The following is a 25,083-nucleotide window of genomic DNA, read 5'->3' on the forward strand; positions in this document are numbered from 1 at the left end:
TAGAGAATATAGAGGAGCGAGAAGTCTTGCGAAAAATAAAAAAACAAAAAGTTTACTTACTAGCTCTTTTACTGCCATTTATTATGTTTGTGATTGGATTTGAGATAGGACCATTAGTGGCAATGATTAAAAATAGTTTTTATGCAGATGATGGAATTCAAGTTACGATTAATCAATACTTAACCATATTCAAAAGTGAATTTTACTTACAAGCCATTAAAAATAGCCTGGTCATTTCTTTATTTTCTGCTATAACTTCTGTGATTGTAGCAGTCATTGCAGCCTATTCATTTACAAAGTTCTCTCAAAAAATACAAAACCGACTACTGATGATTACCAATATGACTTCGAACTTTGAAGGGATTCCCCTTTCATTTTCATATATTATCTTACTAGGAAACAATGGGTTGTTTACGTTACTTTTTGCCAAGATTGGTTGGGACCTGTTTGCAGATTTTAATTTATATTCCTGGACAGGCCTCATTCTTGTTTATATTTATTTTCAAATTCCGCTTGCCGTTATGCTCATTTACCCGTCTTATCAAGGAATTAAGCAACAATGGAGAGAAGCCTCTTCATTATTAGGAGGGACAACATTTTCATTTTGGCTTCGTATAGGGGTTCCAGTTCTTTTACCTAGTATTGTAGGTACATTCAGTATTTTGTTTGCTAATGCGATGGGAGCATACGCTACAGCCTATGCATTGGTCGGCAGCAACTATAACATATTGTCATTACAAATTGCTTCTCTAGTTGCTAGCGATGTTGCATTAAAGCCGCAGCTAGGTAGTGCATTGGGAGTCCTTCTAGCAACGACCATGATAGGGGCGATGTGGTTCAATGAACGAATGATGCGTAAAGTTAGGAGGGATTTACGATGAAGTCTTCATTGACATTTCATAAATTGTTTGTTGGATTACTAGTTATGTATTTATTAATTCCGCTTGTAGGAACACTTTTATTCTCGATTGCTGGTAAATGGGATCATACGATTTTACCTGAGAGTTATACATTGAAATGGTATATTGAATTGTTTCAAGATGAACGGTTTTATGATGCTTTCCGACGAACACTGTTTTTAATTGTCATGTCTGTAGGTCTTAGTGTTGTTATTATGCTTCCGACAATTTTTATTATCACGGTATATTTCAGTAAATGGGAAGGATTACTCCAAGCCGCTGCCATGCTTCCTTATGGAGTTCCTCCGATTGTTGGAGCCGTTGGATTAATCAAGCTATATTCTGCTGGACCGATTCAAATTGCCGGAACACCTTGGATTTTAATTGGTGCTTATTTCATAACCATTCTACCTTTTATGTATCAAGGAATTCGTAACAGTCTTCGTACGCTTAATGCTGTACAACTTGTTGATGCAGCTGAATTACTTGGTGCCACAAAATTCCAAGCCTTTCGTACGGTGGTGTTTCCAAATATTATATCTGGAATTTTAGTGTCTACCTTATTATCTGTCTCTCTTTTATTTAGTGAGTTTGCTTTTGCCAATTTGCTTGTCGGGGGCCGATTCGAAACCCTTCAAATTTATCTATCCGACAAACTAAACAGCAGTGGTCACTTAACAAGTGCAATTGTTATAACCTATTATTCAATGATTTTACTTTTAACTGGGACTGTATTAAAGCTTACGTTTAGAAACAAAAGAAATCCTGTCGGGTCAAAATAAGAAGCGAATTCCTTCATTTTTTTAAGAAAAATACCGTCATAAAATACTACTTTAGAAGGTGAAAACTAATGAGCTATGTAACCATCGAACAAGTGACTAAGGGATATGACAGTCAATTAGTTTTAAATAATATTTCTTTAACATTAAAAAAAGGTGAATTTGCTACACTTCTTGGGCAAAGCGGGTGTGGAAAAAGTACATTATTACGTTCCATTGCGGGACTTGAAGACGTTGATGTAGGAAGAATCTTAATTGATGGAAAAGATATTACTGATTTATCACCGCGTCAGCGTGAAGTCGGTATGGTGTTTCAGTCTTATGCGCTTTTCCCGAATATGAATGTTTTTGATAATATCGCTTACGGCCTTAAAATGAAAAAGGTGAAAAATCTTAAGTCAAAAGTGAAAAATATGATTGATATGGTTGATTTAATAGGAAAAGAAGAGTCTTATCCTCATCAGTTATCTGGTGGACAACAGCAGAGGGTTGCTCTTGCCCGCGCGCTTGTCATGGAGCCAAAAGTATTGCTTCTGGATGAGCCGTTAAGCGCATTAGATGCTAAAATTAGAAAAAGTTTGCAAAAAGAATTAAAGAGAATACAGAAAGAATTAGATATCACAACTATTTTTGTTACACATGATCAGGAAGAAGCAATGACGATGTCTGATCGAATTTTTGTCATGAATAAAGGACAAGTTGTACAATCCGGTTCTCCTTCAGAAATTTATACTTCTCCAGTCAATACATTTGTTGCAAAATTTATCGGGAATTATAATGTCTGTAATATGGAAGTTTTCCGAAAACTTGTTCGCACCAAAGAATTAAAAGGGAATGAAGTTGCCATTCGTCCAGAAGTTTTACAATTAGTTTCTGTTGGTGAGGACAGCTTGGACTTACAAGAGAATTGGGGGATTAAAGGATTTATTAAGGATGTCTCCATGGCAGGTAATGTTTTAAGGTATGAAGTAGAAACAGAGGAGTGCGCTTTTCATGTAGACTATCTTCACCACCGTGGGGAAATGTTTGAGCAAGGAGCACGCGTTCAAATTCTTGTACCGAAGAAAGAATGCATTATTTTATAAAGTATTGATGATTTAGGGGGAGAAATATGTCTGTATTGCCTGAAGAAAGAAAGAATGAAATTTTAAAAGAACTTAACAAAATGGGAAAAGTAAAAGTTATAGAATTAGTAGATCTATTTAATGTTTCAGAGGAAACGATTCGACGCGATTTGATGATATTAGAGGAAAAAGGACTGTTAAAGAGGGTTTACGGTGGAGCGATTAAAACAGTCTTTGAATTTGAGGAGCCTCCATTTACACAGCGTACAACGGTGAATCAAGAAGCGAAAATCAAGGTTGGGAAAAAAGCGGTGGAACTCATTTCCAATGGAGATGTGATTGCCATTGATGTAGGTACAACCATGCTTGAATTTGCACAGTGTATTGAAAATAAAAAAGACATTACGATTTTAACCAATTCTCTTCCTGTGTCGTCTGTGTTGACTGAATTGCTCAATCAAAATAAATTTACAGGACAAATTCTATTACTTGGAGGACAAATTGATCCAAAGCATCAATCCATATGCGGGGGTCTCACTGAACAAATGTTAAATCAATTTAATATTGATAAAGCGTTCATTTCAGCTGGTGGCGTTTCCATTCAAAGTGGCGTTAGTAATTATCATTTACGTGAAACATTAGTTTCACGCAAAATGGTCGAGGTATCAAAGCACGTCATATTGCTAACGGATTACTCTAAAATTGGTGTCGACACCTTTTGTAAAGTTTGTCCTCTAGAAAAAGTAGATGTGATTGTCTGCGAGCAACCATTTCCAGAGGAATGGAGAAATGATTCTAAATTAGAGGAAATCAATTGGATTCAAGCATAGCCCATAAAAGGATATATCGAGATGGAAGAGGGAGTACTCTCTTTTTGAATAGATTTTTGTTGATAGCAGAAAAAAAGCTAGAAAGAAAATTTAATAGATAGAATGAGAAAAGGAGCTATATAGCATGAGTTTCATTGCGATAGATTTAGACGGAACATTATTAAACGACAAGAATGAAATTAGTGAAGAAAATATAAAGGCGATTCAATATGCCCAAAATAGAGGCTTTGAAGTAGTTATCTCAACAGGACGGGCTTATTTTGACGTTCAAACAATTTGTGAAAAAGCCGGGATATCCCCATTTGTAATCGGGACAAATGGCGCAACCATTCATTCAAAAAGCGCAAAGTGCATTTCTTCTATTACGATAACTAAAGATCGTGTTGAATCTATTCTCCAATGGTTAGATGAACGGAATTATTATTACGAAGTGTTCACTGATAAAGCCATCTATACTCTTAAAAAAGGAAGAGAACAGTTCCATAATGAGATTAAAAGTTTGAAAAGCGCAGATTTGAATCCAGATATGAAAGAATTAGTTGAAATAGCGGAAAGGCAATTTGACCAGTTTGGATATGTTTTAGTTGAAAACTATAATGATATCTTAAAACAGGAGGAGGAATTCTATAACATTTTAGCATGTTCTTTTGATGAAAATAAATTAGAGGAAGCCTGGAACCAATTCGAAAATTTTGGTGAGTTGATGGTCGTTTCATCTGCTGATCATAACATTGAAATTACCAGTAAAAGAGCTTCAAAAGGAATTGCCCTTGAAAAATTGGCTTTCTTGATGAATGGCTCATTAGATAAGGCTATGGCAATCGGGGACAGCAACAATGATTTATCCATGTTTCAGAAAGTTGGATACAGCGTAGCGATGGGAAATGCAAAAGATGTCATAAAAAATGCTTGTACAACGACAACCCTTAAAAATGATGAAAATGGGGTAGCTTATGCGATTCATCGATATATGGAGAACTTCGTGGTTCAAAAATAAGTGTCAATGCCAAAGGGGAGAGCGATAAAATGGCATGGATATATATCATAATGGCAGGACTTTTGGAAATTGTCTGGGTGATCGGTCTTAAATATTCACACGGATTCACCAAAATTATACCTAGTATTGTTACGGTAGTTATTATAATCTTTAGTTTCTTTTTACTTTCAAAAGCTTTACATTCAATACCCTTAGGAACTGGTTACGCCATTTTCACTGGATTGGGAACGGTGGGAACTGTAGTAACTGGGATGCTTTTTTTGGGTGAGACCATTAATCCACTGAAAGTATTTTTTATGGCATTAATGATATTGGGGATGATTGGAATAAAAGTCAATCCAGCAGAGCCTAAACATTAAAGGAAATGAACTGATATAGGGGATGATTCAATGGCTTGGTTTTTTCTTATTATTGCCGGATTTGCCGAAATCGATAGTGTTATAAGCCTGAAACGTGCAGACGGCTTTAAAAAATTGCTCCCTTCTGTAGCGTGTCTTTTTTTGGGGAGTTTAAGCTTTTATTTTCTATCCTTGTCATTAACTTCTCTTCCAGTCGGGACTGCCTATGCAATATGGACAAGTATCGGCTCTGTTGGAAGTGTTTTAGCAGGAATGATTTTCTTTAATGAACCTAGAAGTTTAAGATTAAACCTATTCATTATGTGTATCATTGCAGGGGCTATAGGAATCAAAATAACTTCTTGACATTAAACTTAAAAAAAACGACCTTAATTTTTAGACAAATAGTTGACTCCCGTAAGGTGTGGGAGTCATTCTATTTAGGGTCCATAGGTAAAGAAGTGTTTTCTTCCATAAATTCTCAAATTGATTAGCAAATTAACCAAAATGTTATGTAAGCGGTGCAACAGTTTCTATAGCAGACTGCTTAGTTGGATATGCCCCTTCCATGTTTTCATTTATTCTATATGGAAGCATTTTGAATCAATCACCAGGAATAGAAGGCAAAAGACTTGTCTTTTGTCAATGATTGCGTTCGGTGTCAAAAGTTTTATTATAAGCAGCTTAGTTAAAATCGTAAACAAAAAAAAACTAAATGCTTAATTAAAGGTGGGGAAAAAATGAAAATTGGATTAGAAACAGAAAGCTATCACTTGCAATTTATTACGGGTCGAATGGATATTTTCGGTTTTATCAGAAAAACAGCTGAATTGGGATTAGACGGAGTCATGATCAATATTGTTCCATGGCCAGGGTTGTCAGGATGGGGTACATTAGAATCATTTGAGCCGGAATATTTAGAGAGAGTAAGAAAAGAAATTCAAAAGTATGGATTTTTCGCTGAAATAGACACAAATGGAAGCGATCCGGAACATCTAAAAAAGGTCATTGAGGCAGCACATAGAATCGGAGCGGATGTGATTCGCACGTATACATGCTTAGGAGAGTATGATCCGGAAAGATTGAAAAAAGCACCAGGAGATATTAAACAGATTGTACCATTATTGGAGAAATACAGGATAAAACTAGCTGTGGAAAATCATGAGGAAGAGTTAACAGATGAGGTTATTCAAATAATAAATGAAGTCAACAACCCTTGGGTTAGCGCTCATTGTGATGTGGGCAACGGAATGATGGCATGGGAGGATCCAGTTGAAGCTGTAAGAAAATTAGCGCCATATGCATTCACAACCCATTTTAAAGATCATATTATCATTCATGATGGCGAGGATTATAGGGTATGTGGAGTACCAGTAGGGACAGGCAATATTGATACAGAAGAGTGTTTTAAAATACTTGTTGAGAAATCTACCCTAACTAGAGCCAACGTTGAAATGTGTTTTCCATATGCCATCAATTTTAAGAGAGAGCTTGGTGCTGGCGGAGTCTTTGCGGTTGGAGAAGGAGCTTTCAAAGTCGAACAACCTCCATATGATTTAAAAGTCATTAAACCATTAGATTACTATTATCCTCCAAAAGAACTTTTAGAACAAATGATTGAAGATCAAGAAAAAGGTACAGTACAATCGGTTAAGTATACCCTTGCCTTACGGGATAAATATTGCCGATAAATAATATGTAGAAGCAGGGGTGTTGTATAATTCTGTTCATATAATAAAAATTATTACAGCAGTTCCAGCTAATACTTGCTATTGGGTTGATAGAGAGCCTCTTTTGATTGTTATTTAATAAGTGTCGCCTATCTTGTTATAGTAACGGATACGTAGTTCATTATGACATTAAAAAGCCCCTCTCAATTAAGAGAGGGGCTTTATATAATTCTTTAGTGAATTTTTGGCTATTTCTACCCTTTTACTGATTCAGTATTATACTTATGATGTTTCATCCTGCCGTGAATTTTTTTGTAAAAAATCACGGATTTCCTTTAAATATTGTTCGGATGCCGGTACCGCTTCCAATACCTCTTCCTCGTTCGCTTGTTTTTTTCTAATAAGAGAATTCGCTATCTTCATAAACATGAAAATCGCAAATGAAATGATCAAGAAATCAATCACAGCTTGGACAAATTTACCGTATTGAACAACTGCTTTTCCAACTGTGATAGATAACGAAGAAAAATTGACCCCACCTAATAAAATTCCAATTAGCGGTGTGATAATATTATCTACTAGTGATGAAACGATCTTTCCAAAAGCAGCACCCATTACTACAGCTATCGCAAGATCGAGAACGTTTCCTTTGGTAATAAATTCCCTGAATTCCTTTAACATTGTAACTACACCTTTCTTATTTCAATTGATAAAAGCATATCAGAAACATGGTGAAAATTAAATAGTGTAAGAGGCATCCATAATTCAAAAGATAGGACCATCCATCCGTTTAATCATTTGAATCCGTTAATATAATGCCAATCACGACACTCCGATCAAAGGAGATAAAACGCTATTTTCCATTCGAAACCATTAAAGAGCCGCTATAATAAAACGTCTTATTGAAGAAGGATTTAAGAAAGGTCATGGAACAAAGCAAAAAAGTAATGGAAGGGCAGAGTGGGAACGACTAAGGCGTCAATTTTCAATGTCACGTAAGGCCGTTTTCACCAACTTGAGGAAGGGGGTGAATATAAATGTATTCGTTTGGCGATAATTATATTATTGTACTACCCCCTAAGTGGTACTCCTCCATTGTTAAAAGCCCTTCTCTTAATTGAGAAGGGTTTTTTGTTTTGGGATTTGTTAAATGGTTTTTGTTAATATGAGGTATTTGGACTGAACTTAGATCGAATTGGATTTTTTATACTTCTTTCCAACCAACAATATCAGAGGGGAACCTATAATGCTTGGAAGAAACCAAAAAATTAATGGGTTCCATTCATTGAAGATAGTTATATTGGATACATTTACTACAAGAATTGCTGTACAAATAGCGATATAGGAACCGAGCATCCCGCTAATATGAGATACAGTCCAGTTTTTCCATTTCTTCTTACCAGCTACATAGCCTATAAATGCGAAAGAATATGAAAATATTCCAATGAAAAATAAATATGCGCTGCTTTCCCAATTCAATATTGCCATAGTCAGGGATGTGACAAAGACTACAACATATGCACTGTGATAAATTTCACCACAAATTGTATGCATACCTCTTTTTTTCTTTGAAGACATAGCACCTATTCCACTAATAAGACATATTGCTCCAGCGCAAATGTGAATGAACAGAATGGTCTTAAAGATAAGCAATCTTCCCTTCGTTAAATAATCTTTATCAAAATGTAACAGATTAAATATTTATTTTATTATAATACAAATATTTACCAAAAATATGAATGTTAATTTTCAAAGAAAAAATCAATTCAGTTATGGCAGATGAGTTTCTATACAATGAAGCATCCTTTGCAAAACGGTCAGGCGCTGTATTTGTTGCGGAAAATCGTCAGTGAATCTGGTTTTTATGTGTTAATTTCTATATTTGGAATAAAGGGTCAGTGCGGTACACAAAAGGGAATTGTGTATCGTCCTTTTTAGGGAAAAAGGAGGATTTTACGTTTCATTTGGAGAATGTTTTGACAAATGGGGGTGGATTATTTGAGACAACATTTTGAACAGGATTTATCTAGAGAGGATATTTTTAGAATGATTGTTAAGCACCTTGATGTATTTCCGTTGACTAGTCTAGAGGCTATCAGAGAAGTGATCAGGAGTTCATTAAATCAAAGAGGCTTGATAGGGGGGATGAACACACAAACAGGAGCCGCTACATATAACCGGAAAATATCAGACCAGGATATCCAATTAATAAATGATTGTATTTGTGACCTCTTAAATAGCCGCGTTATCCAACCAGGTATTAATGAAGTCAATCAGGATTTACCATGGATTTCTGTTTTTGATAAAGAGAAACTTGAAACATATCTAAAATGAAAAGTATAGTATTTAATTTGAAAAAATTTCCTTTGTAATTCGTGAAATATTTTCTTCTTCACTTAAGGTAAGCTTTAACGCCAACTTAGAGGTAAGTTTTTTTCCATATTCTCAGTATATCACGGCCCTATCAGATTAATCTTCTAGTCTGCAGAATTCGTAAATCTCTAAGCTAGTTCAAATTTAGCTGCTCCAATTTTCGTCTGTACGACTTAATTTCCGTGCACGTTCTCAGATTATAATAAAATTAAGTGGCTCGAAAAGGGTACCCCCCTTTTTGAGTCATTTAATTTTATTCGCGAAAAGACGCTATAATGTTAAAAATCAAGTAAATTGTTGTCACTTAACCATGAGTGGACACAATCAACAAACTTTTTAGTTGCAGGTGACATATTCGGTTTTACAGCAAGGCCTATAAAGCGAAAAGATTCAATTTCTAAATTAAGAATACCAATATTGGCAGGAATGCCCGACAAAGTCATTTCAGGTCTAATACTAATGCCTAAATTATTTTGTACCATTGCAATAATCGCCTGATCATCCGATACCTCAAATAGTACGTTAGGCTTTATATTATTCTTTTTAAAAATTTGCTCTATCTCATTGCCCCAGCTCTTTTTGGGCATAATCAAAGGCTCAGTTTCAATTTGTTCAAAAGAAATAGTATTTGATGTATGAAGAGGATGCTGATCTGACAGGATACAAAGCATTTTATCCTTTTTTAAAGGAAGAAATTCCAACGATTTTGTGATAGGTGAAGTGAGAAATCCACAATCTATGCCTCCGGTTGAAACCTCATTTTCTATGGTAAGGTAATCACCCTCAAATAACTTTACGATGATTCCTGGATGGGCATCTTGAAACTTTTTTATAATAAAAGGCAGCCATTGTGCAGCAACACTTGTAAAGGTACCTATCCTGACTACGCCTGTTTCTATACCATTTATTTCTGAAGCTTCTTGTTTCATTTTATCGTTCAGGATTAGAATATCCCGAATATATTCAAGCATGCGTTCACCATTGCTTGTTAAAAAAATCCCCGCTTTCCCTCGTGTAAGTAAAGAAAAACCTAATTCGTTTTCCAAACTAGAAATTGCATGGCTGATACTTGATTGTGTTAAATTTAAAAGTTTTGCAGCTCCTGTCAGACTTCCCGATTCCACAACAGCATTAAAGGCTTCATACCGATTAAGTGTCATTTAATTCTCCCTCATCTATCGAATTAATTCATGTTTACTATTATAAACATTCAATTTACTAATTCATAATGATTTCTTATACTTAAGGTAATCAATTTTACTTTAATGAAAATTTTACTCTGTAAGGTAGAATGCAAGACTATTAAGAGTTAGCAAAGTATTTCGTTAAAACTATTTTGAGATAATTGTAAGCGCTTTAATACAGGTCTGTATTAGTGATAAATATTTTGTTTTTAAATTATGGATGCTCTCTTTTTGAAAATATATAAACGTTGATAAATAAGGTTTTATGTCACTTCTATGATTACTCAAATAGATTTTTGAAAAAATGGTGTCAGAAAATATGACAAGAATATTGATGGGAGTTTAGTTTTCAGAATATAATGTTTTTATAGTTAAGAAGAGATAACATTGTGTTACGTTTCATCCAACTTTTTATGCTAATTATTCAAAGTGTGGGAGGAATATTGAAAGGTTTTTTAGACAACTTCAGTGAGGGGAAAAGAATGGTTATTGCTTGCTTAAAACTAAAGGGGGAAGTTGTCAATGAACTTTGAAGTTAAATTATCTGTAAATGAAATTTTAAAAAATAAACACTTTGCAAGTGCTAAGGTTTTGGCTGGCAAAGGAGGACTTGATCGGCTAGTTCGATGGGTCCATGTTATGGAGGTAGATTCAATTGAAAGCCTCTTGAATGGGAATGAATTGATTCTATCTACAGGGGTTGGATGGAAAAGAGGTGAAAATACTTTTACTTCATTAATTCAACAATCCATTGATGCTAACGCAGCTGGTCTTTGTATTGAGTTAGGAACATACATCTCCGAGATACCAGAAGCCGCTTTACAACTAGCCAATACAAATGACTTTCCCTTAATCGTTTTTCAGAAAAAAGTTCGCTTTATTGACATTACACAGGAATTACATAGCCTCTTGATTAAAAAGCATTATAGAATTTTGACTGATTTAGAAGATTACTCAAATAGGTTAAACCAGCTTCTTCTTTCGGCAAACCCACAACAAAGAATTCTCCAGTTAATACATGAACATTTAAAATTAACAGTTTTATATATTACCAATCAAGGTGAAATTGAAATTATTTCTAAGAAGGAAAGAGCAGAGGAAGAGAAAATAATACAATTGTTTAAAAGTAACAACATATCAAAACATATGAGTGTGGCACATCAATCTGTACAGGCTTTAAACCAAACTTTTGCTGATCTCTTTGTTTTTTCGGAATCGGGTTCCATAACAGAATTTGAATCCCTCATCCTAGATCGCAGTGCTATAGCATTGGCACAAAGCCTTTTGCGTGAATTATATATTGAAGAACAGAGAAAAACTAAAGAAGCGGAATGGGTACGGCGTTGGCTTGAAGGGGAAAATAGCGCTGAACAGATTCAAAAATATCTTTCAGAGCTTGAACCTAATCTCAAATCCAATACTTACACGGTTTTACTTTGCAAAGCAGATAACATAGAAAAAGTAAGTTCAGAATTTAACTATATAAAAATCTACTGTCGTTCAATGTTTGAACAAAAAGGTATATTTTTATTGACAGATATAGGGAAAAATCAAATTATTTTTATCCTTATAAACAAATGGAAGAAAGAAGACTTTAAGCGCAGAATACAAGAAGGAATAGAAGTTCTAAAAAAATCTGACTCTTTTAAAAAATATAAATTTTCAGATCTCAGTTTCAGCGTCGGTAAATTTGTTACTAATCTAAACGAAGTTAGAAACAGCTATACTTCAGCAAAAGAGACTATGAATATTCGAGAAAAAATACCCAATGAATTAAACAGTATTTTTTATGAAGATTTATATATTTTTCGGATGGTATTAGCTGCTCATGATCAAGGAATCCTTAACGAATTCATCACAGATTATATAGGTCCAGTTATATCACAAGATCAGCAGAATAGTGGAGAATTACTAAAAACATTAAAAACATATTTACAATGTAAAGGTGCAAAAAAAGAAACCGCCGAACAACTTCACATTGTACGTCAAACCCTGTATCATCGACTCGAAAAATTATATGAATTAATTGGAAGGGATTTCATGGATCCATATAAACGTCAAGCCATAGAAGTTGCCATTTCCTCTTATGAATATATTTCTGCTTCTCAGTCTAAGTCTGAATATGAAAATACTACGTTTCCGCGGGTGGTTAACCGATTGTATTAAACTAAGGTCTTTTGTATTATTTGGAAGCAAGAAAACCTATAGCATGGTAGCACTCTTTACCCTTTAGCTTTTTGAGCAATGCTGAAGAGGATATAAAACGCTAAGATCTATTTCATCATTTAGATACAAATGATGTTTTAAACAACTAAGTGAATGATACCTCTAAAAGAATGAGTTCTAATAGCAGCTAAGACAGACTGATTGTTTTGTGTCTTTTTAAAAAAGAAGGATTGCAGAATTACTAAAACCTTTGAAAGAAGCTTTTTTATGACAACTTGTAAATAACTTTTTATCCACACTCTTTCATGATGCAGAAAAAAATGACAGAATATCTTACACCTTGTCCAATGGTCTGTATTTATATAAACAATATAATAATCTCATTCATAAATAGGAGGTTTTATAGAGAGATTCCGGAATATTCAATCTACGGTGGGGTGAAACCCCGTAATTTTGAATAGGAATACGTATCAAAAAATTGATCTTTGTACAGGGGGATTTCGATGAGTGACATTGTTAATTGGTTAAATGGTTATGTCTGGAGTCCAGTCTTAGTTTATTTGCTTCTAGGAATAGGTTTGATGTATTCAATTCTCACACGTTTTGTACAGGTAAGGTATTTTATAGAGATGATTAAGCTAATTTTTGAAGGCGGAGGTTCTAAGGCTGGGGTAAATTCTTTTCAATCATTAGCTTTGTCATTGGGAGGTAGAATTGGTGTAGGTAATATTGCAGGTGTAGCTACTGCTATTTCGTTAGGGGGACCAGGTGCTGTTTTCTGGATGTGGTTTGCAGCATTTTTAGGAAGTGCTACTTCGTTCGTCGAAATTACTCTTACCCAAGTATACAAAAGCAAAATTGATGGTGAATATAGAGGGGGTATTCCTTTTTATATTGAAAAAGGATTAAACATGAGGTGGTTTGCCGTCGTTTCTGCAATCTTAACATTGTTTGTCATGGGTTTTTTATGGCCCGGGGTACAAGCCAATACAGTTGCATTGGCATTGAATGACGCTTTTGGAATAACACCAATCATAACTGGAATCTTCGTGGTTATTTTCCTAGGGACTATAATTTTTGGCGGCCTTAAGAGAATAGCCAAATACTCTGAAATCGTAGTTCCTTTTATGGCTTCTGGTTATGTCCTCATGTGCGTGATCATTCTTACTTTGAATTATGCTAAAATTCCAAGTGTTCTTTCCTTGATTTTTAATAGTGCTTTTAGTTTAGATGCGACTTTTGGAGGGATAATAGGGGCTGCAATTGCATGGGGAGTTCAAAGAGGAATTTATGCAAATGGAGCTGGTTTAGGTAGTGAAACGTTTGAATCTGGTTGCGTAGAGGTATCTCATCCAGCCAAACAAGGATTAGTTCAAGCATTTTCTGTTTATATTGATACCTTTTTGATCTGTACTTCAACGGCATTTATGATTCTGGTTACAGGAATGTATGATGTAAAACCAGAAGGGATGGAGCCTATTACGAATAAACTTGGAAACGTAGCACCATCTATGTATACTCAGCTCGCAGTTGATTCTGTTTTCCCTCAATTTGGTGCCGGTTTTCTTGCGATTGCTCTGTTATTCTTCTGCTTTACAACACTTACTTCTTATTATTATAAAGCAGAAACAACCCTTGCCTATCTTAGACAGTATTTAAAAGTAAAATCAATTTGGCCAAATCACCTATTGAAAGTGACCTTACTAGCCACTGTACTGTATGGTAGTGTTAAAACAGCGGACACAGTATGGGCAATGGGAGATTTAGGTACAGGGGCGCTAGCTTGGTTAAACCTCACTGTTGTTTTTTTTCTTACAAAGACAGCATTAAAGGTACTTAAGGATTATGAAATGCAGAAAAAGAAAGGAGAAAATCCTGTATTTGACCCTGTAAAGTTAGGGATTAAAGGAGCGGACTTTTGGGAAAAAGAATATGGGAAAGTCGAGCAAGATATACCAGCAAAACAAGATAAATTATCAGTGTAGTAATAGTATAATCATTTGTAGATCACTTTGAACAGACGTTTCTTAGAAACGAATCTGTTCTTTTTTTGATTTAATTATCGATCATTTTTTCTAGGTCTATTGTTTTTTATAGGTATGTTTTTCATGTGAAAAGTTCACTCTTTTGATTTATATGCTTGCTTGCGATTTTTTTGAGAGAGATGGTTGAATAAGCATATTTATAAATCTCCATAAAAAGCAGCTGAGTTTTTTAAAAATGACATTTTTTTAAAATTAATTACAAATTGTAAATTACAATAAAAGTATTACCGTCAAATCAACTGGAGGGAATACATTTTACATGATTATTATGAAAGACAGAAGAAAGAAGGAAAAGACCCTGTATTCGATTCATGTAGAATGGGGAATGTTCCGCCAGTTTCTGGCGTATAAATGCGAGCTCAATGGCGGCCGGCTGGTCAAAGTGAAGCCGCATTTCTTCCACTTGTGCAGTGCAAGCTCAATAAACTGGCTTGTTGTCTAAAGTTTTTCAGTCATCATTTCCGATGGGAAAACCCATACTCCCGGCTTCCTAGAGGGAGATGAATTGTTTCCCTTCTAGTCATTTTTTGGGGCAATTCCTTCATTCCTTTTTACATATAGTAACTGCTGTCAGGATTAAACATACTTCACTTAAACCCTTTTTATCTTTCTTTTCCCATAAAAAGCACCATTTTGTACTTTGAATTGTTATTTTAGTTGTCTCAATATATTACTACTAATCATTATGGTATTTCCCCCGTTCATTTTGTTCCTAACAAAGGAGGTAAATGAACGGAATTTTAATAAGTATCTTCCTTTAAAGAGAGCTATTACAATTCCTACTAGGAAAAGGAGAGAATTCAAATGGATGTTCATGTTGTTGTGATTACAGGGGCTGGAAGTGGATTGGGTGCTTCATTGGCAAAAAAATATTCTGATCTAGGCTGTCATGTATGTTTGCTTGGACGAACTCAAACAAAACTTATTCGAACAGCTGAAACATTAAGCCATAATCATTCTATTTATGAAGTAGACATTTCATCTAAAAGTGATGTAGCAAAAGTCATGCAATTAATTAAAGAAGAAGTTGGACAAATTGATCTATTAATTAACAATGCAGGAGTTGGGATCTTTGATTTGACTGAAAATTTAAGTGAAGAATCCATCCACCAAATGATTGATATAAACTTAAAAGGAACCATCTTTTGTACTCAAGAAGTATTAAACGACATGAAAAAGAGAAATCAAGGCTATATTGTCAACATTGTCTCTTTGTCTGGTAAGCGAGGAAAAGCTATTGAGTCGGTTTATAGTGCAAGTAAATTTGGCGCAAGAGGATTTACTGAAAGTTTAGCGATTGAACTTGAGCATACTGCGATTAGAGTATTTGGAGCTTATATTGGGAATATGAAAACTGAATTATGGGGGGGAGCTAGTTCAGAAGACAAGTTTATGGAACCGGATGATGTTGCAGATGTCATTATGGAAAGTATCAAACCGCGAAAATACGCATCAGTTGAAGAAATTATTATTAAAAATAATAAAGATAAATATTAAAGAAAGCGTTAATATAAATTCTCTACCATATTCAAGATAAGGGATGCTCTATCAAAATCTTTGTTGTAGGTAAGAGGTTGATAGGCCTGGCATTTCATAGCTGTAATTTATATACGAATACACCTCTGAATACATATCTTTCACCAAGTCGTAAATGAAAGTGAAGACAATGGAAGCCTCAATTTTACCAACCAAAAGGTTCGCCGGTACCAGTTGATCTAAAATAATCATTTCAAGTTGATCTCGTTGAATAGAATGATGTTTCGAAAGCATCCTCATTACCTCAAGTTTTAATAGATCTATTTTAAAACAAAAAAGACTGTAGGCAAAAGGAGTTCTATCTAAACTTTAAAAATAGTTGATTGGAGCGGGTGTGCGAGACTCCTGCGGGAATAGCGAGTCCAAGGGAGACCCCACAGGCGCATGTGCGCCGAGGAGGCTCCCGGACCGCCCGCGGAAAGCGAGCGCCCTACGTTCCAATCAACGTCCAAATTTGTACACTCTGTGAAATCCTTAAAAGGGTTTCTTTTTTTATGACAATATGTAAATAATTTCATCTACTCGTATTCATGATGCAGAAAAAAATGACAGAATATTTTACACCTTGTCTAATGGTCTGTATTTATATAACCAATATAATGAGCTCAAGGTATTACTAAGTTTTCATAAAATAGGAGGTTTTAATAGTGGAATTAACGAAGGAAGTTCAAATGTTAAAGAACTATATTGGTGGACAATGGGTGGAATCGGCAAGTGAGCAAATTGAGGAAGTACCAAATCCAGCAACTGGAGAAATCATTGCCCGCATTCCAATTTCTACTCGTGAAGAATTAAACCAAGCGGTTTTGGCTGCTAAGGAAGCTTTTAAAAAATGGAGAAAAGTTGCTGTACCTCGACGTGCTCGAATTTTGTTTCGCTATCAACAATTATTAGTTGAGAATTGGGAGGATTTAGCAAAAATTATTACCCTGGAAAACGGAAAAAGTTATGCCGAAGCATACGGAGAGGTACAACGGGGGATTGAATGTGTAGAATTTGCCGCAGGTGCCCCTACTTTAATGATGGGAGATCAACTTCCTGATATTGCTACTGGTGTTGAGTCAGGCATGTATCGCTATCCAATTGGCGTTATTGGTGGAATCACACCTTTTAATTTTCCGATGATGGTTCCGTGCTGGATGTTCCCACTTGCCATTGCATGTGGAAACACTTTTGTATTGAAGCCATCTGAAAGAACACCATTGTTGGCTAATCGTTTAGCTGAATTATTTAAAGAAGCAGGACTTCCTGATGGGGTATTAAATATTGTCCATGGCGCACATGAGGTGGTTAATGGAATTTTGGAAAATGAGGATATAAAAGCAGTATCTTTTGTAGGTTCTCAGCCTGTAGCTGAGTATATATACAAAACTGCAGCAGCTAACGGTAAACGTGTACAAGCTCTGGCAGGAGCAAAAAACCACTCAATCGTCATGCCCGATGCAGATCTGGACAACGCTGTAACGAATATTACCGGTGCTGCTTTTGGATCTGCAGGCGAGCGTTGTATGGCGGCTTCAGTAGTAGTTGCAGTTGGAGATGTTGCGGACGAATTAATCGATCGGCTTAAAAAAGCAGCTGATGAAATTACAATAGGAAACGGGATGGATGAAGGTGTGTTTCTTGGTCCTGTCATTCGTGAATCCCATAAAGAACGTACGCTCAGTTACATAGAAATTGGCAAGGCGGAAGGTGCTTCCTTAATTCGTGATGGAAGAAACGATGAAGGGAATGAGCAGGGATACTTTGTTGGACCTACGATTTTTGACAATGTAGAAACAGGAATGAAAATCTGGCAGGACGAAATTTTTGCTCCGGTACTGTCGATTGTTCGAGTGGACAGTTTAGAAGAAGCCATTGAACTGACAAACAAGTCTGAGTTCGCAAATGGCGCATGTTTATATACAGACAGTGCAAAAGCCATTCGTGAATTCCGTGAAGAAATTGATGCAGGCATGCTTGGCGTAAATCTTGGGGTTCCTGCTCCTATGGCGTTCTTCCCGTTCTCGGGCTATAAAAAATCCTTCTATGGCGATCTTCATGCAAATGGAAAAGACGGAGTGGAATTCTATACTCGAAAGAAAATGCTTACTGCCCGTTACTAAAAATTTGATTTAAAACCATAAAAGAATGGAACGGAGCGGATGATTGTGCAAATAACCGAACAAATGCAAAACCTACAGAAAACAGATGAAAAGTACCTTTGGCATGCGATGAAGGGAGCGGCTTCTAATCCGGCAAATATAATTGCCACAAGTGCAGAAGGAGCATGGGTGACGGACATTGACGGCAACCGTTATTTAGATGGTATGTCCGGCCTGTGGTGTGTAAATGTAGGATACGGCCGGAAAGAACTTGCCGAAGCGGCTTTTGAACAACTTCAGGAAATGCCCTATTTCCCTTTAACGCAAAGTCATGTTCCAGCTATTAAATTAGCAGAGAAATTGAATGAATGGCTTGGTGATGATTACGTTATTTTCTTTTCCAATAGCGGATCGGAAGCTAACGAAACAGCGTTTAAAATTGCCCGTCAATATCACCAGCAAAAAGGGGAGCAGGGGCGTTATAAGTTTATTTCACGCTATCGCGCTTATCATGGAAATTCAATGGGTGCTCTTGCAGCAACTGGCCAGGCGCAGCGAAAGTATAAATATGAGCCATTAGGGCAAGGCTTCTTGCATGTTGCACCGCCTGATACGTATCGCAATCCAGAAGATGCCCAAACACTGGCAAGTGCTGATGAAATCGACCGTGTTATGACATGGGAGCTAAGCGAAACAGTTGCTGGTGTGATTATGGAACCAATCATCACTGGAGGTGGAATACTAATGCCTCCAGATGGATACATGAAAAAAGTAAAAGAAATCTGTGAGAAGCATGGTGCGCTGCTTATTTGTGATGAAGTCATTTGCGGATTTGGTCGGACAGGGAAGGCATTTGGGTTTATGAACTATGACGTCAAACCAGATATTATTACAATGGCAAAAGGAATTACCAGTGCGTATCTTCCTTTATCGGCAACAGCTGTAAAAAGAGAGATTTATGAGGCCTATACAGGCACAGATGATTATGACCGCTTTCGCCATGTAAACACGTTTGGAGGAAATCCAGCTGCCTGTGCCTTGGCTTTGAAAAACCTGGAAATCATGGAGAATGAAAACCTCATTGAATGTTCCAGAGAGTTAGGCGAAAGGCTGTTAAAGGAGCTGGAAGTATTAAAAAAGCATCCGAATGTGGGTGATGTACGCGGGAAAGGTCTTCTACTAGGGGTTGAACTGGTTGAAAATAAGGAAACAAAAGAGCCGGCTGGAGTCGGAAAAATGAACAAAGTGATACAGCTTTGTAAAGAAAAAGGCTTGTTAGTAGGGAAAAATGGCGACACGGTTGCAGGGTATAACAATGTTTTGCAACTCTCTCCTCCATTGAGCATTACGGAAGATGATTTTACATTTATAGTTAAAACGTTAACAGAAAGTATCTTTCAACTTTAAATAAGAGTATGTCGATACCACATAAAACGATGGGCCTAGTCCCATCGTTTTATCTATATAAGAAGAAGCGAAAAATAACTTTAAAAGATGTTTATTCCAATTGAAGAATATGAACGGTTCGTTTTTCTCTCATTTTATTATAAAAAGTAAGATCATTAAGAATGTAAATGGTGGGTGTAAGACCAATAAACTAAAAAGCTTGACACAGTGTCTAATGTTAAAATTTTGTGAATATTTTATTTTTAAATGAATGTTTCATTAATTTTAAAGGTTATGTGGAGGATGATGGAGCAAAAAAATAAGTGAAGAGGTGCTTGTTTGTGGAGAATTTAGTAAATTGGCTCAATGGATATGTGTGGAGTCCATTGCTTGTGTATGGATTTTTAGGGCTGGGGCTGCTTTTTTCTATTTTTACACGATTTGTTCAGTTAAGGTTTGTGAAAGACATGATTAAGCTGTCCTTCGAAGGAGGAGATTCAAAAGCAGGGGTTACGTCTTTTCAAGCACTGGCTATGTCATTGGGCAGCCGGGTTGGCACCGGGAATATAGCAGGCGTGGCTACTGCCATTGCCTTAGGAGGGCCCGGAGCGATTTTTTGGATGTGGGTTACCGCCTTTTTGGGCAGCGCCACTTCGTTCATCGAGATTACGCTTACTCAGATCTACAAAAGAAAGATCGATGGGCAGTACCGGGGCGGGACACCTTATTACATAGAAAAGGGACTGAAGCTCAGGAAGCTTGCCATTTTATCGGCCATTCTCACTTTAATTGTGATGAGCTGTTTATGGCCGGGTGTCCAGGCTAATACAGTGGCGTTAACAATGAACAGCGCTTTTGGAATGCCTCCTATGTTAACTGGCATCAGTATCATTGTGCTGCTGGGGTTTATCATTTTTGGCGGCGTAAAGCGGATTGCCAAAACCGCAGAAATCATGGTTCCGTTTATGGCGCTTGGCTATATTCTCGTTTGTATTATCGTGTTAAGTCTGAACTTTTCCCACATTCCCAGTGTGCTATCGCTGATTTTCACCAGTGCTTTTAATTTAAACTCCACTTTCGGCGGATTGATGGGTTCTGCGATAGCATGGGGCGTACAAAGAGGGGTTTATTCGAGTGGAGCTGGAATAGGCAGTGAAACGTTTGAATCAGGAGCAGCGGAAGTATCCCACCCAGCTAAACAAGGACTGGTTCAAGTCTTCTCTGTTTATATTAATACGTTATTTATCTGTTCTGCAACCGCATTCATGATTCTGATCACAGGTATGTACAATGTGGAACCGGAAGGCGCGGCACCTATTGTGAATAAGATTGGAAACGTTGAGCCATCTGTGTATACACAGCTCGCTGTTGATTCTGTCCTGCCGCAATTTGGTGCGGGCTTCCTGGCGATCTCTTTATTCTTTTTCTGTTTTACCACGCTGCTGTCTTATTATTACAAAGCAGAAACAAACCTTGCTTTTCTGACACAAAGCAAAAAAACAAAGTCTAGTTGGCCGAACCATGTCTTAAAAGTTGTCTTATTGATCACTTCATTTTACGGAAGTGTTAAAACAGCAGCTGTTGTGTGGGCAATGGGTGATTTGGGGATGGGGGCCATGGCCTGGGTAAACCTTGTTGCGATTTTTCTTCTGACCAAGCCTGCATTACGGGTGTTAAGAGATTATGAAGTGCAGAAAAGAGCAGGGAAAGACCCCGTTTTTAACCCGACAAAGCTGGGAATCCAAGGTGCCGAATTTTGGGAGGGGAAATATAAAGAAACTGAGGATCCGGTTAGGCGATCTGATCAAAGAAAGCTTAGTTAATGCCAGATGCGTCCAAGAATTTGAGAAAGATATTTTACACACTGTCCAATGAAGAATATGGCAATCTAATTTATCTTTAACTTATACAAAAGTTATAAAACATGTAATTTCATAGAAGAGGTGAATCTTGATGATTTTGGAAACAGCAGACATTAAATCCGTTTTAACTAGCAGCAACACTACTCAGAAGATGTATATTAACGGTGAATGGGTTCTAAGTGAATCAAATCAAACAAGTAAAATCGTTAACCCTGCAAATGGAGAGTTAATTGGAACAGTTACTGTTGGAACAGAAGAAGATGCTAAAAAAGCAATTGAGTCTGCACGAAAGGCATTCTATGAAAATGGATGGATGAATAGCAGAGCTCGAGATCGTGCAGAACTTCTTCTACAAATTTCAAATAAGCTGGAAGAAAGAAAAGAAGAATTTGCTTATTTAGAAACATTGAATAATGGAAAAACATTAAGGGAGTCACTGGGCGATGTTGAAGACGCAGTAAACCAATTACGTTACTATGCGGGATTAGCGACAAAACCACATGGCCAAACTTATGATGTGCCGGATGACATTCAGGCAATGGTTGTTCGTGAAGCAATCGGCGTGGTGGGGATAATTGTTCCTTGGAACTATCCATTAGTAATGGCAAACCAAAAAATTGCTGCAGCAATCGCTGCAGGCTGCTCAATAGTGGTGAAACCAGCAGAGATAACACCACTTTCCCTCATCCGCTTGTTTGAAATTATTGATGAGATTGGCTTTCCTCCTGGTGTTGTTAATTTAGTTTTAGGTTCTGGAAGAAAAGTTGGCGCAGAATTAGTTTCTAATCCAAATGTAGATAAAATCTCCTTTACTGGCGGTACTGATACAGGAATTAAACTGATGAAATCAGCAGCAGATACAGTGAAAAAGATTAGTTTGGAATTAGGTGGGAAATCCCCTAATATCGTCTTTGCTGATGCAGATTTTGATGCGGCTGTTGATTATGCATTATACGCCATTTTTGCAAATCAAGGCCAGGTGTGTTCGGCAGGATCACGTTTACTATTAGAAGAGAGTCTATATGAAAAATTCGTACCTGAACTAGTTAGACGTGCGAAGATGATTAAAATAGGTCCAGGTTGGAATGATGGTATTGAAATGGGACCTTTAGTCTCGGAAGCACATATGAACACCGTACTTAATTACATTGAAATTGGAAAAAATGAAGGAGCAACTCTGCTTTGTGGGGGCAATCGAATGATCGAAGGTGACTTTGAAAAAGGTTATTTTGTTGAACCGACCATCTTTGGAGATACGACCCCTGATATGCGTATTGTTCAGGAAGAGATTTTTGGCCCTGTGTTAGCCATTCAAACGTTTAAAACCGAAAAGGAAGCGATTGAACTAGCAAATGGTACAGCGTTTGGTTTAGCAGGAGCTGTTTTCTCTCAAGACGGTGCCAAAGCACAGCGGGTCATTCGCCAATTACGTGCAGGAATTACATGGATCAATACGTATCACCCAACTTTTAACGAAGCGCCTTGGGGCGGGTACAAACAAAGCGGAATTGGAAGAGACTTGGGCACATATGGTTTTGAAGAATACCTTGAAACAAAGCAAATCAACATAAATCTAAAAGTAGAACCATCAGGTTTTTTTGAGGGGAAATAAATAATAGTAAGGGAGAGTGATCCTACTTGGAAAGGAGGCAGATATATGAAAAGTTATGACGTCATTGTCATTGGGGCAGGAGTAATCGGATCTAGCGTAGCGTATCATTTAGCGAAAAAAGGACTTGATGTTGCATTGATTGAAAAAGGCGGTGTTGCATCAGGTACTTCCAGTAGATGTGACGCAGTGGCGCTAATTTGTGATAAAAAACCAGGTATTGATACCGAAATAGGTTATGCAAGTATCCAGCTTTTCAAACAATTGGCTAAAGAGTTTTCAGTAGATTTTGAATTTGCATCACGAGGAAGTTTATATGTTTGTGAAACAGATCAAGAGCTCGAAATTGCTAAAGGATATGTTTCTCAACAAGCAAAAGATGGTTATGATATGCGCATGGTCGATAGAAATGAATTGCAGCAAATTGAACCATATTTAGCTGATGATTTAGCTGGTGGGATTTGGACAGAAGTAGATTCCTCCATGAATCCGTACAAACTATGTTATGCATTTGTTGAAGAAGGAAGAAAGCTAGGGTTGGAGGTTTATGACTATCATTCTGTTCAGAATATTACACTGGATGTCAAAGGACGGATTGAAAGTGTAGTGACAGACCGGGGCACATTTAAAACAAATAGGATTGTGAACTGTGCCGGTGTATGGTCACCTAAGATAGCAGAAATGGTAGGGGTTTACATACCGATCAGGCCAAGAAAAGGAATGGTATTGATCTCCGAGAAAACGCCATTCAAAGTAGCCAGCCAGAAAGTGCATGAATTCGGATATATGTTATCAAAATTCGAAGATATCCAGTTTAAAAGAAACGTAAGTGAATTAGTTGAAAAACATAATGTGGCTTTTACCATTGAACCGACTGACGCCAATAACTTCTTGGTTGGGGGCCACAGGGCATTCAAAGGTTATAACATCAATTCCGAAATCGAAGTTATGCACGCAATAGCAGAAAGGGCTATCCGATTTTTGCCGAAACTAAAGGAAATTAACTGTATAAGAGCTTATGCAGGAGTACGGCCTTGGGTTGAGGATCACCTTCCTATTGTATCGGAAGTAGAAGAAGTACCAGGTTTCTTTATTGCCAGCGGGCATGAAGGAGACGGTATCAGCATGGCTCCCATTACAGGAAGAATGGTAACGCAGTTGATTGCAGGCGAACAAACAGACTTTAACATTGATAAACTGAATTTTTCTAGATATAAGAAAGCGAACGCAGTTTAATAACAAAAGTAAGTTCTACATATTAGAAAACAGGAGGAATAAATTATGAGTATTGCACCTAAAGGAATTTTTGTACCATTAATTACCCCGTTCAATGAGGATGAAACGATTGATTTCCAGTCTTATAAGAAAGTAATTGACTTTCAAGTCGAAAGCGGAGTCCATGGTCTTCTGGTTGGAGGCACAACAGGAGAATACCACGTTATGTCATTGGAGGAACGCAAAAGTTTAATCAAGGCTGGCTGTGATTTTGCCGCAGGAAGAGTACCTGTGATGGCAGGTGTTGGATGCTCAACTGCCAAGGAAACGATCGAGCTTGCCAATTATGCTGCAGAATGCGGCGCTACATGGGGATTGGCTTTGCCTCCTTATTACCATAAAACAAGTGAAGAAGGAATTCGTGAATTTTTCAAGGAAGTGGCTGAAAAATCAAATGTCGGAATCGTCATTTACAATTATCCAGGTGCAACGAGTGTTACCATTTCACCTGAAATGATTTATGAATTGAGCCAGGAAGAAAACATTGTAAGTGTCAAAGAATCTGCTGATTTTGGTCACTTATGTGAAGTTGTGGCTTTGACGAAGGATGTCGAAAACTTTACTGTATTCACGGGTGAAGAACACTTTATACTTCCTACTTTCTCTATTGGAGGACAGGGTGCTTTTGGAATTCTCGTCAACATGCTTCCTAAGGAACTTGTAGAGTTGTACGAACTGGTCGTTGAGAAGAGTGATATAAATGCTGCACGTGATTTGAACCGAAAATTATCAGGTTTCTATGGCCTAATGGAGGCGGAAGGCAATCCATATCCAGGTCCGGTAAAAGCAGGCATGGACTTGATCGGAATTAAAGGAGGAAATGTGAGAAAGCCTTTAACACAACCTACTGAAGAAATGAAAATAATGCTTAAAGAGGAACTGGTCAAGTTAGGATATGAAATTAAATCACTGACAGAAGCGTAAGGTGAATAAAATAAGATTAGGAGTTTCAGAGAATACATTTTTATTCTCTGAAACTATAAGGA

At 36.9% G+C, this 25,083-nt stretch carries 23 protein-coding genes; 19 read left to right on the top strand and 4 right to left on the bottom strand.

Annotated features, from left to right (window positions below):
- Positions 1-26: 26 nt before the first annotated feature.
- The 8 genes from ACYP5M_RS00505 to ACYP5M_RS00540 all read left to right on the top strand — a co-directional run bounded on the left by ACYP5M_RS00505 (position 27) and on the right by ACYP5M_RS00540 (position 6,598).
- Positions 27-881 (top strand): ABC transporter permease, encoded by an 855-nt coding sequence (locus tag ACYP5M_RS00505; RefSeq protein WP_459734469.1) that lies wholly within the window; start codon positions 27-29, stop codon positions 879-881.
- On the top strand, positions 878-1,681 hold the full coding sequence (locus ACYP5M_RS00510; RefSeq protein ID WP_252269337.1) for an ABC transporter permease: 804 nt from the start codon (positions 878-880) through the stop codon (positions 1,679-1,681). The genes ACYP5M_RS00505 and ACYP5M_RS00510 overlap by 4 nt, the downstream gene beginning before the upstream one ends.
- A gap of 68 nt (positions 1,682-1,749) precedes the next feature.
- Complete coding sequence (locus ACYP5M_RS00515; protein ID WP_459734470.1) at positions 1,750-2,763, top strand: ABC transporter ATP-binding protein; 1,014 nt, start codon at positions 1,750-1,752, stop codon at positions 2,761-2,763.
- Positions 2,764-2,789: 26 nt separating this feature from the next.
- A complete protein-coding gene (locus tag ACYP5M_RS00520) occupies positions 2,790-3,572 on the top strand; it encodes a DeoR/GlpR family DNA-binding transcription regulator (protein ID WP_101221538.1) in 783 nt (260 codons plus the stop codon).
- 124 nt (positions 3,573-3,696) lie between these two features.
- The gene (locus ACYP5M_RS00525) at positions 3,697-4,569 is read left to right on the top strand and encodes a Cof-type HAD-IIB family hydrolase (RefSeq protein WP_230178322.1); all 873 of its coding nucleotides are present in this window, start codon (positions 3,697-3,699) and stop codon (positions 4,567-4,569) included.
- A gap of 29 nt (positions 4,570-4,598) precedes the next feature.
- On the top strand, positions 4,599-4,928 hold the full coding sequence (locus tag ACYP5M_RS00530) for a DMT family transporter (protein WP_101221540.1): 330 nt from the start codon (positions 4,599-4,601) through the stop codon (positions 4,926-4,928).
- A 30-nt stretch (positions 4,929-4,958) separates the two neighbouring features.
- Complete coding sequence (locus ACYP5M_RS00535) at positions 4,959-5,273, top strand: DMT family transporter (protein ID WP_459734471.1); 315 nt, start codon at positions 4,959-4,961, stop codon at positions 5,271-5,273.
- A gap of 374 nt (positions 5,274-5,647) precedes the next feature.
- Positions 5,648-6,598: a sugar phosphate isomerase/epimerase family protein gene (locus ACYP5M_RS00540; protein WP_459734472.1), complete on the top strand. Its 951-nt coding sequence runs from the start codon at positions 5,648-5,650 to the stop codon at positions 6,596-6,598.
- 261 nt (positions 6,599-6,859) lie between these two features.
- Here ACYP5M_RS00540 and mscL read toward each other — a convergent pair whose 3' ends face one another.
- Complete coding sequence (gene mscL / locus ACYP5M_RS00545; protein WP_459734473.1) at positions 6,860-7,258, bottom strand: large conductance mechanosensitive channel protein MscL; 399 nt, start codon at positions 7,256-7,258, stop codon at positions 6,860-6,862.
- A 504-nt stretch (positions 7,259-7,762) separates the two neighbouring features.
- A complete protein-coding gene (locus ACYP5M_RS00550; RefSeq protein ID WP_397314553.1) occupies positions 7,763-8,155 on the bottom strand; it encodes a DUF2306 domain-containing protein in 393 nt (130 codons plus the stop codon).
- A 420-nt stretch (positions 8,156-8,575) separates the two neighbouring features.
- Between ACYP5M_RS00550 and ACYP5M_RS00555 the strand changes: the two genes are divergently transcribed.
- A complete protein-coding gene (locus tag ACYP5M_RS00555; RefSeq protein ID WP_434169189.1) occupies positions 8,576-8,911 on the top strand; it encodes a hypothetical protein in 336 nt (111 codons plus the stop codon).
- A 317-nt stretch (positions 8,912-9,228) separates the two neighbouring features.
- Here ACYP5M_RS00555 and ACYP5M_RS00560 read toward each other — a convergent pair whose 3' ends face one another.
- Entirely contained in the window at positions 9,229-10,110 is an 882-nt protein-coding gene (locus tag ACYP5M_RS00560; protein WP_434169191.1) for a LysR family transcriptional regulator, read from the bottom strand.
- 546 nt (positions 10,111-10,656) lie between these two features.
- Between ACYP5M_RS00560 and ACYP5M_RS00565 the strand changes: the two genes are divergently transcribed.
- From ACYP5M_RS00565 to ACYP5M_RS00580, 4 genes are all read left to right on the top strand, one after another.
- Positions 10,657-12,300, top strand: a complete 1,644-nt coding sequence (locus ACYP5M_RS00565) for a PucR family transcriptional regulator (protein ID WP_434169192.1) — start codon at positions 10,657-10,659, stop codon at positions 12,298-12,300.
- 503 nt (positions 12,301-12,803) lie between these two features.
- On the top strand, positions 12,804-14,285 hold the full coding sequence (locus ACYP5M_RS00570) for an alanine/glycine:cation symporter family protein (protein ID WP_434169193.1): 1,482 nt from the start codon (positions 12,804-12,806) through the stop codon (positions 14,283-14,285).
- A 385-nt stretch (positions 14,286-14,670) separates the two neighbouring features.
- Entirely contained in the window at positions 14,671-14,787 is a 117-nt protein-coding gene (locus ACYP5M_RS00575; RefSeq protein ID WP_434169644.1) for a hypothetical protein, read from the top strand.
- A 362-nt stretch (positions 14,788-15,149) separates the two neighbouring features.
- Positions 15,150-15,842: an SDR family oxidoreductase gene (locus ACYP5M_RS00580; protein WP_434169194.1), complete on the top strand. Its 693-nt coding sequence runs from the start codon at positions 15,150-15,152 to the stop codon at positions 15,840-15,842.
- A gap of 51 nt (positions 15,843-15,893) precedes the next feature.
- On the opposite strand, the gene ACYP5M_RS00585 is transcribed toward ACYP5M_RS00580, so the two are convergent.
- The gene (locus ACYP5M_RS00585) at positions 15,894-16,115 is read right to left on the bottom strand and encodes a hypothetical protein (protein ID WP_434169195.1); all 222 of its coding nucleotides are present in this window, start codon (positions 16,113-16,115) and stop codon (positions 15,894-15,896) included.
- 413 nt (positions 16,116-16,528) lie between these two features.
- On the opposite strand from ACYP5M_RS00585, the gene ACYP5M_RS00590 reads away from it, so the two are divergent.
- From ACYP5M_RS00590 to dapA, 6 genes are all read left to right on the top strand, one after another.
- Positions 16,529-17,986, top strand: coding sequence for a CoA-acylating methylmalonate-semialdehyde dehydrogenase (locus tag ACYP5M_RS00590; protein ID WP_459734474.1), 1,458 nt, complete (start codon positions 16,529-16,531; stop codon positions 17,984-17,986).
- A 45-nt stretch (positions 17,987-18,031) separates the two neighbouring features.
- Positions 18,032-19,372 (top strand): aminotransferase, encoded by a 1,341-nt coding sequence (locus tag ACYP5M_RS00595; protein WP_459734888.1) that lies wholly within the window; start codon positions 18,032-18,034, stop codon positions 19,370-19,372.
- Positions 19,373-19,692: 320 nt separating this feature from the next.
- Positions 19,693-21,174 carry an alanine/glycine:cation symporter family protein gene (locus ACYP5M_RS00600; RefSeq protein WP_434169197.1) on the top strand — a complete coding sequence of 494 codons (1,482 nt, stop codon included), beginning with the start codon at positions 19,693-19,695 and terminating at the stop codon, positions 21,172-21,174.
- A gap of 130 nt (positions 21,175-21,304) precedes the next feature.
- Positions 21,305-22,825 (top strand): aldehyde dehydrogenase family protein, encoded by a 1,521-nt coding sequence (locus ACYP5M_RS00605; protein ID WP_434169646.1) that lies wholly within the window; start codon positions 21,305-21,307, stop codon positions 22,823-22,825.
- Positions 22,826-22,870: 45 nt separating this feature from the next.
- Complete coding sequence (locus ACYP5M_RS00610; protein ID WP_434169198.1) at positions 22,871-24,058, top strand: NAD(P)/FAD-dependent oxidoreductase; 1,188 nt, start codon at positions 22,871-22,873, stop codon at positions 24,056-24,058.
- Positions 24,059-24,103: 45 nt separating this feature from the next.
- The gene (dapA, locus tag ACYP5M_RS00615) at positions 24,104-25,021 is read left to right on the top strand and encodes a 4-hydroxy-tetrahydrodipicolinate synthase (RefSeq protein WP_434169200.1); all 918 of its coding nucleotides are present in this window, start codon (positions 24,104-24,106) and stop codon (positions 25,019-25,021) included.
- Positions 25,022-25,083: the final 62 nt, after the last annotated feature.

The sequence above is a fragment of the Peribacillus sp. N1 genome (assembly GCF_054600815.1).

Excerpts from the sequence above, each read along its gene's own strand:
- ACYP5M_RS00510 (WP_252269337.1), top strand. The coding sequence starts at position 878 with ATGAAGTCTTCATTGACATTTCATAAATTGTTTGTTGGATTACTAGTT.
- ACYP5M_RS00515 (WP_459734470.1), top strand. The coding sequence starts at position 1,750 with ATGAGCTATGTAACCATCGAACAAGTGACTAAGGGATATGACAGTCAA.
- ACYP5M_RS00520 (WP_101221538.1), top strand. The coding sequence starts at position 2,790 with ATGTCTGTATTGCCTGAAGAAAGAAAGAATGAAATTTTAAAAGAACTT.
- ACYP5M_RS00525 (WP_230178322.1), top strand. The coding sequence starts at position 3,697 with ATGAGTTTCATTGCGATAGATTTAGACGGAACATTATTAAACGACAAG.
- ACYP5M_RS00530 (WP_101221540.1), top strand. The coding sequence starts at position 4,599 with ATGGCATGGATATATATCATAATGGCAGGACTTTTGGAAATTGTCTGG.
- ACYP5M_RS00535 (WP_459734471.1), top strand. The coding sequence starts at position 4,959 with ATGGCTTGGTTTTTTCTTATTATTGCCGGATTTGCCGAAATCGATAGT.
- ACYP5M_RS00540 (WP_459734472.1), top strand. The coding sequence starts at position 5,648 with ATGAAAATTGGATTAGAAACAGAAAGCTATCACTTGCAATTTATTACG.
- mscL (WP_459734473.1), bottom strand. The coding sequence starts at position 7,258 with ATGTTAAAGGAATTCAGGGAATTTATTACCAAAGGAAACGTTCTCGAT.
- ACYP5M_RS00550 (WP_397314553.1), bottom strand. The coding sequence starts at position 8,155 with ATGTCTTCAAAGAAAAAAAGAGGTATGCATACAATTTGTGGTGAAATT.
- ACYP5M_RS00560 (WP_434169191.1), bottom strand. The coding sequence starts at position 10,110 with ATGACACTTAATCGGTATGAAGCCTTTAATGCTGTTGTGGAATCGGGA.
- ACYP5M_RS00565 (WP_434169192.1), top strand. The coding sequence starts at position 10,657 with ATGAACTTTGAAGTTAAATTATCTGTAAATGAAATTTTAAAAAATAAA.
- ACYP5M_RS00570 (WP_434169193.1), top strand. The coding sequence starts at position 12,804 with ATGAGTGACATTGTTAATTGGTTAAATGGTTATGTCTGGAGTCCAGTC.
- ACYP5M_RS00575 (WP_434169644.1), top strand. The coding sequence starts at position 14,671 with ATGTTCCGCCAGTTTCTGGCGTATAAATGCGAGCTCAATGGCGGCCGG.
- ACYP5M_RS00580 (WP_434169194.1), top strand. The coding sequence starts at position 15,150 with ATGGATGTTCATGTTGTTGTGATTACAGGGGCTGGAAGTGGATTGGGT.
- ACYP5M_RS00585 (WP_434169195.1), bottom strand. The coding sequence starts at position 16,115 with ATGCTTTCGAAACATCATTCTATTCAACGAGATCAACTTGAAATGATT.
- ACYP5M_RS00605 (WP_434169646.1), top strand. The coding sequence starts at position 21,305 with ATGATTTTGGAAACAGCAGACATTAAATCCGTTTTAACTAGCAGCAAC.
- ACYP5M_RS00610 (WP_434169198.1), top strand. The coding sequence starts at position 22,871 with ATGAAAAGTTATGACGTCATTGTCATTGGGGCAGGAGTAATCGGATCT.
- dapA (WP_434169200.1), top strand. The coding sequence starts at position 24,104 with ATGAGTATTGCACCTAAAGGAATTTTTGTACCATTAATTACCCCGTTC.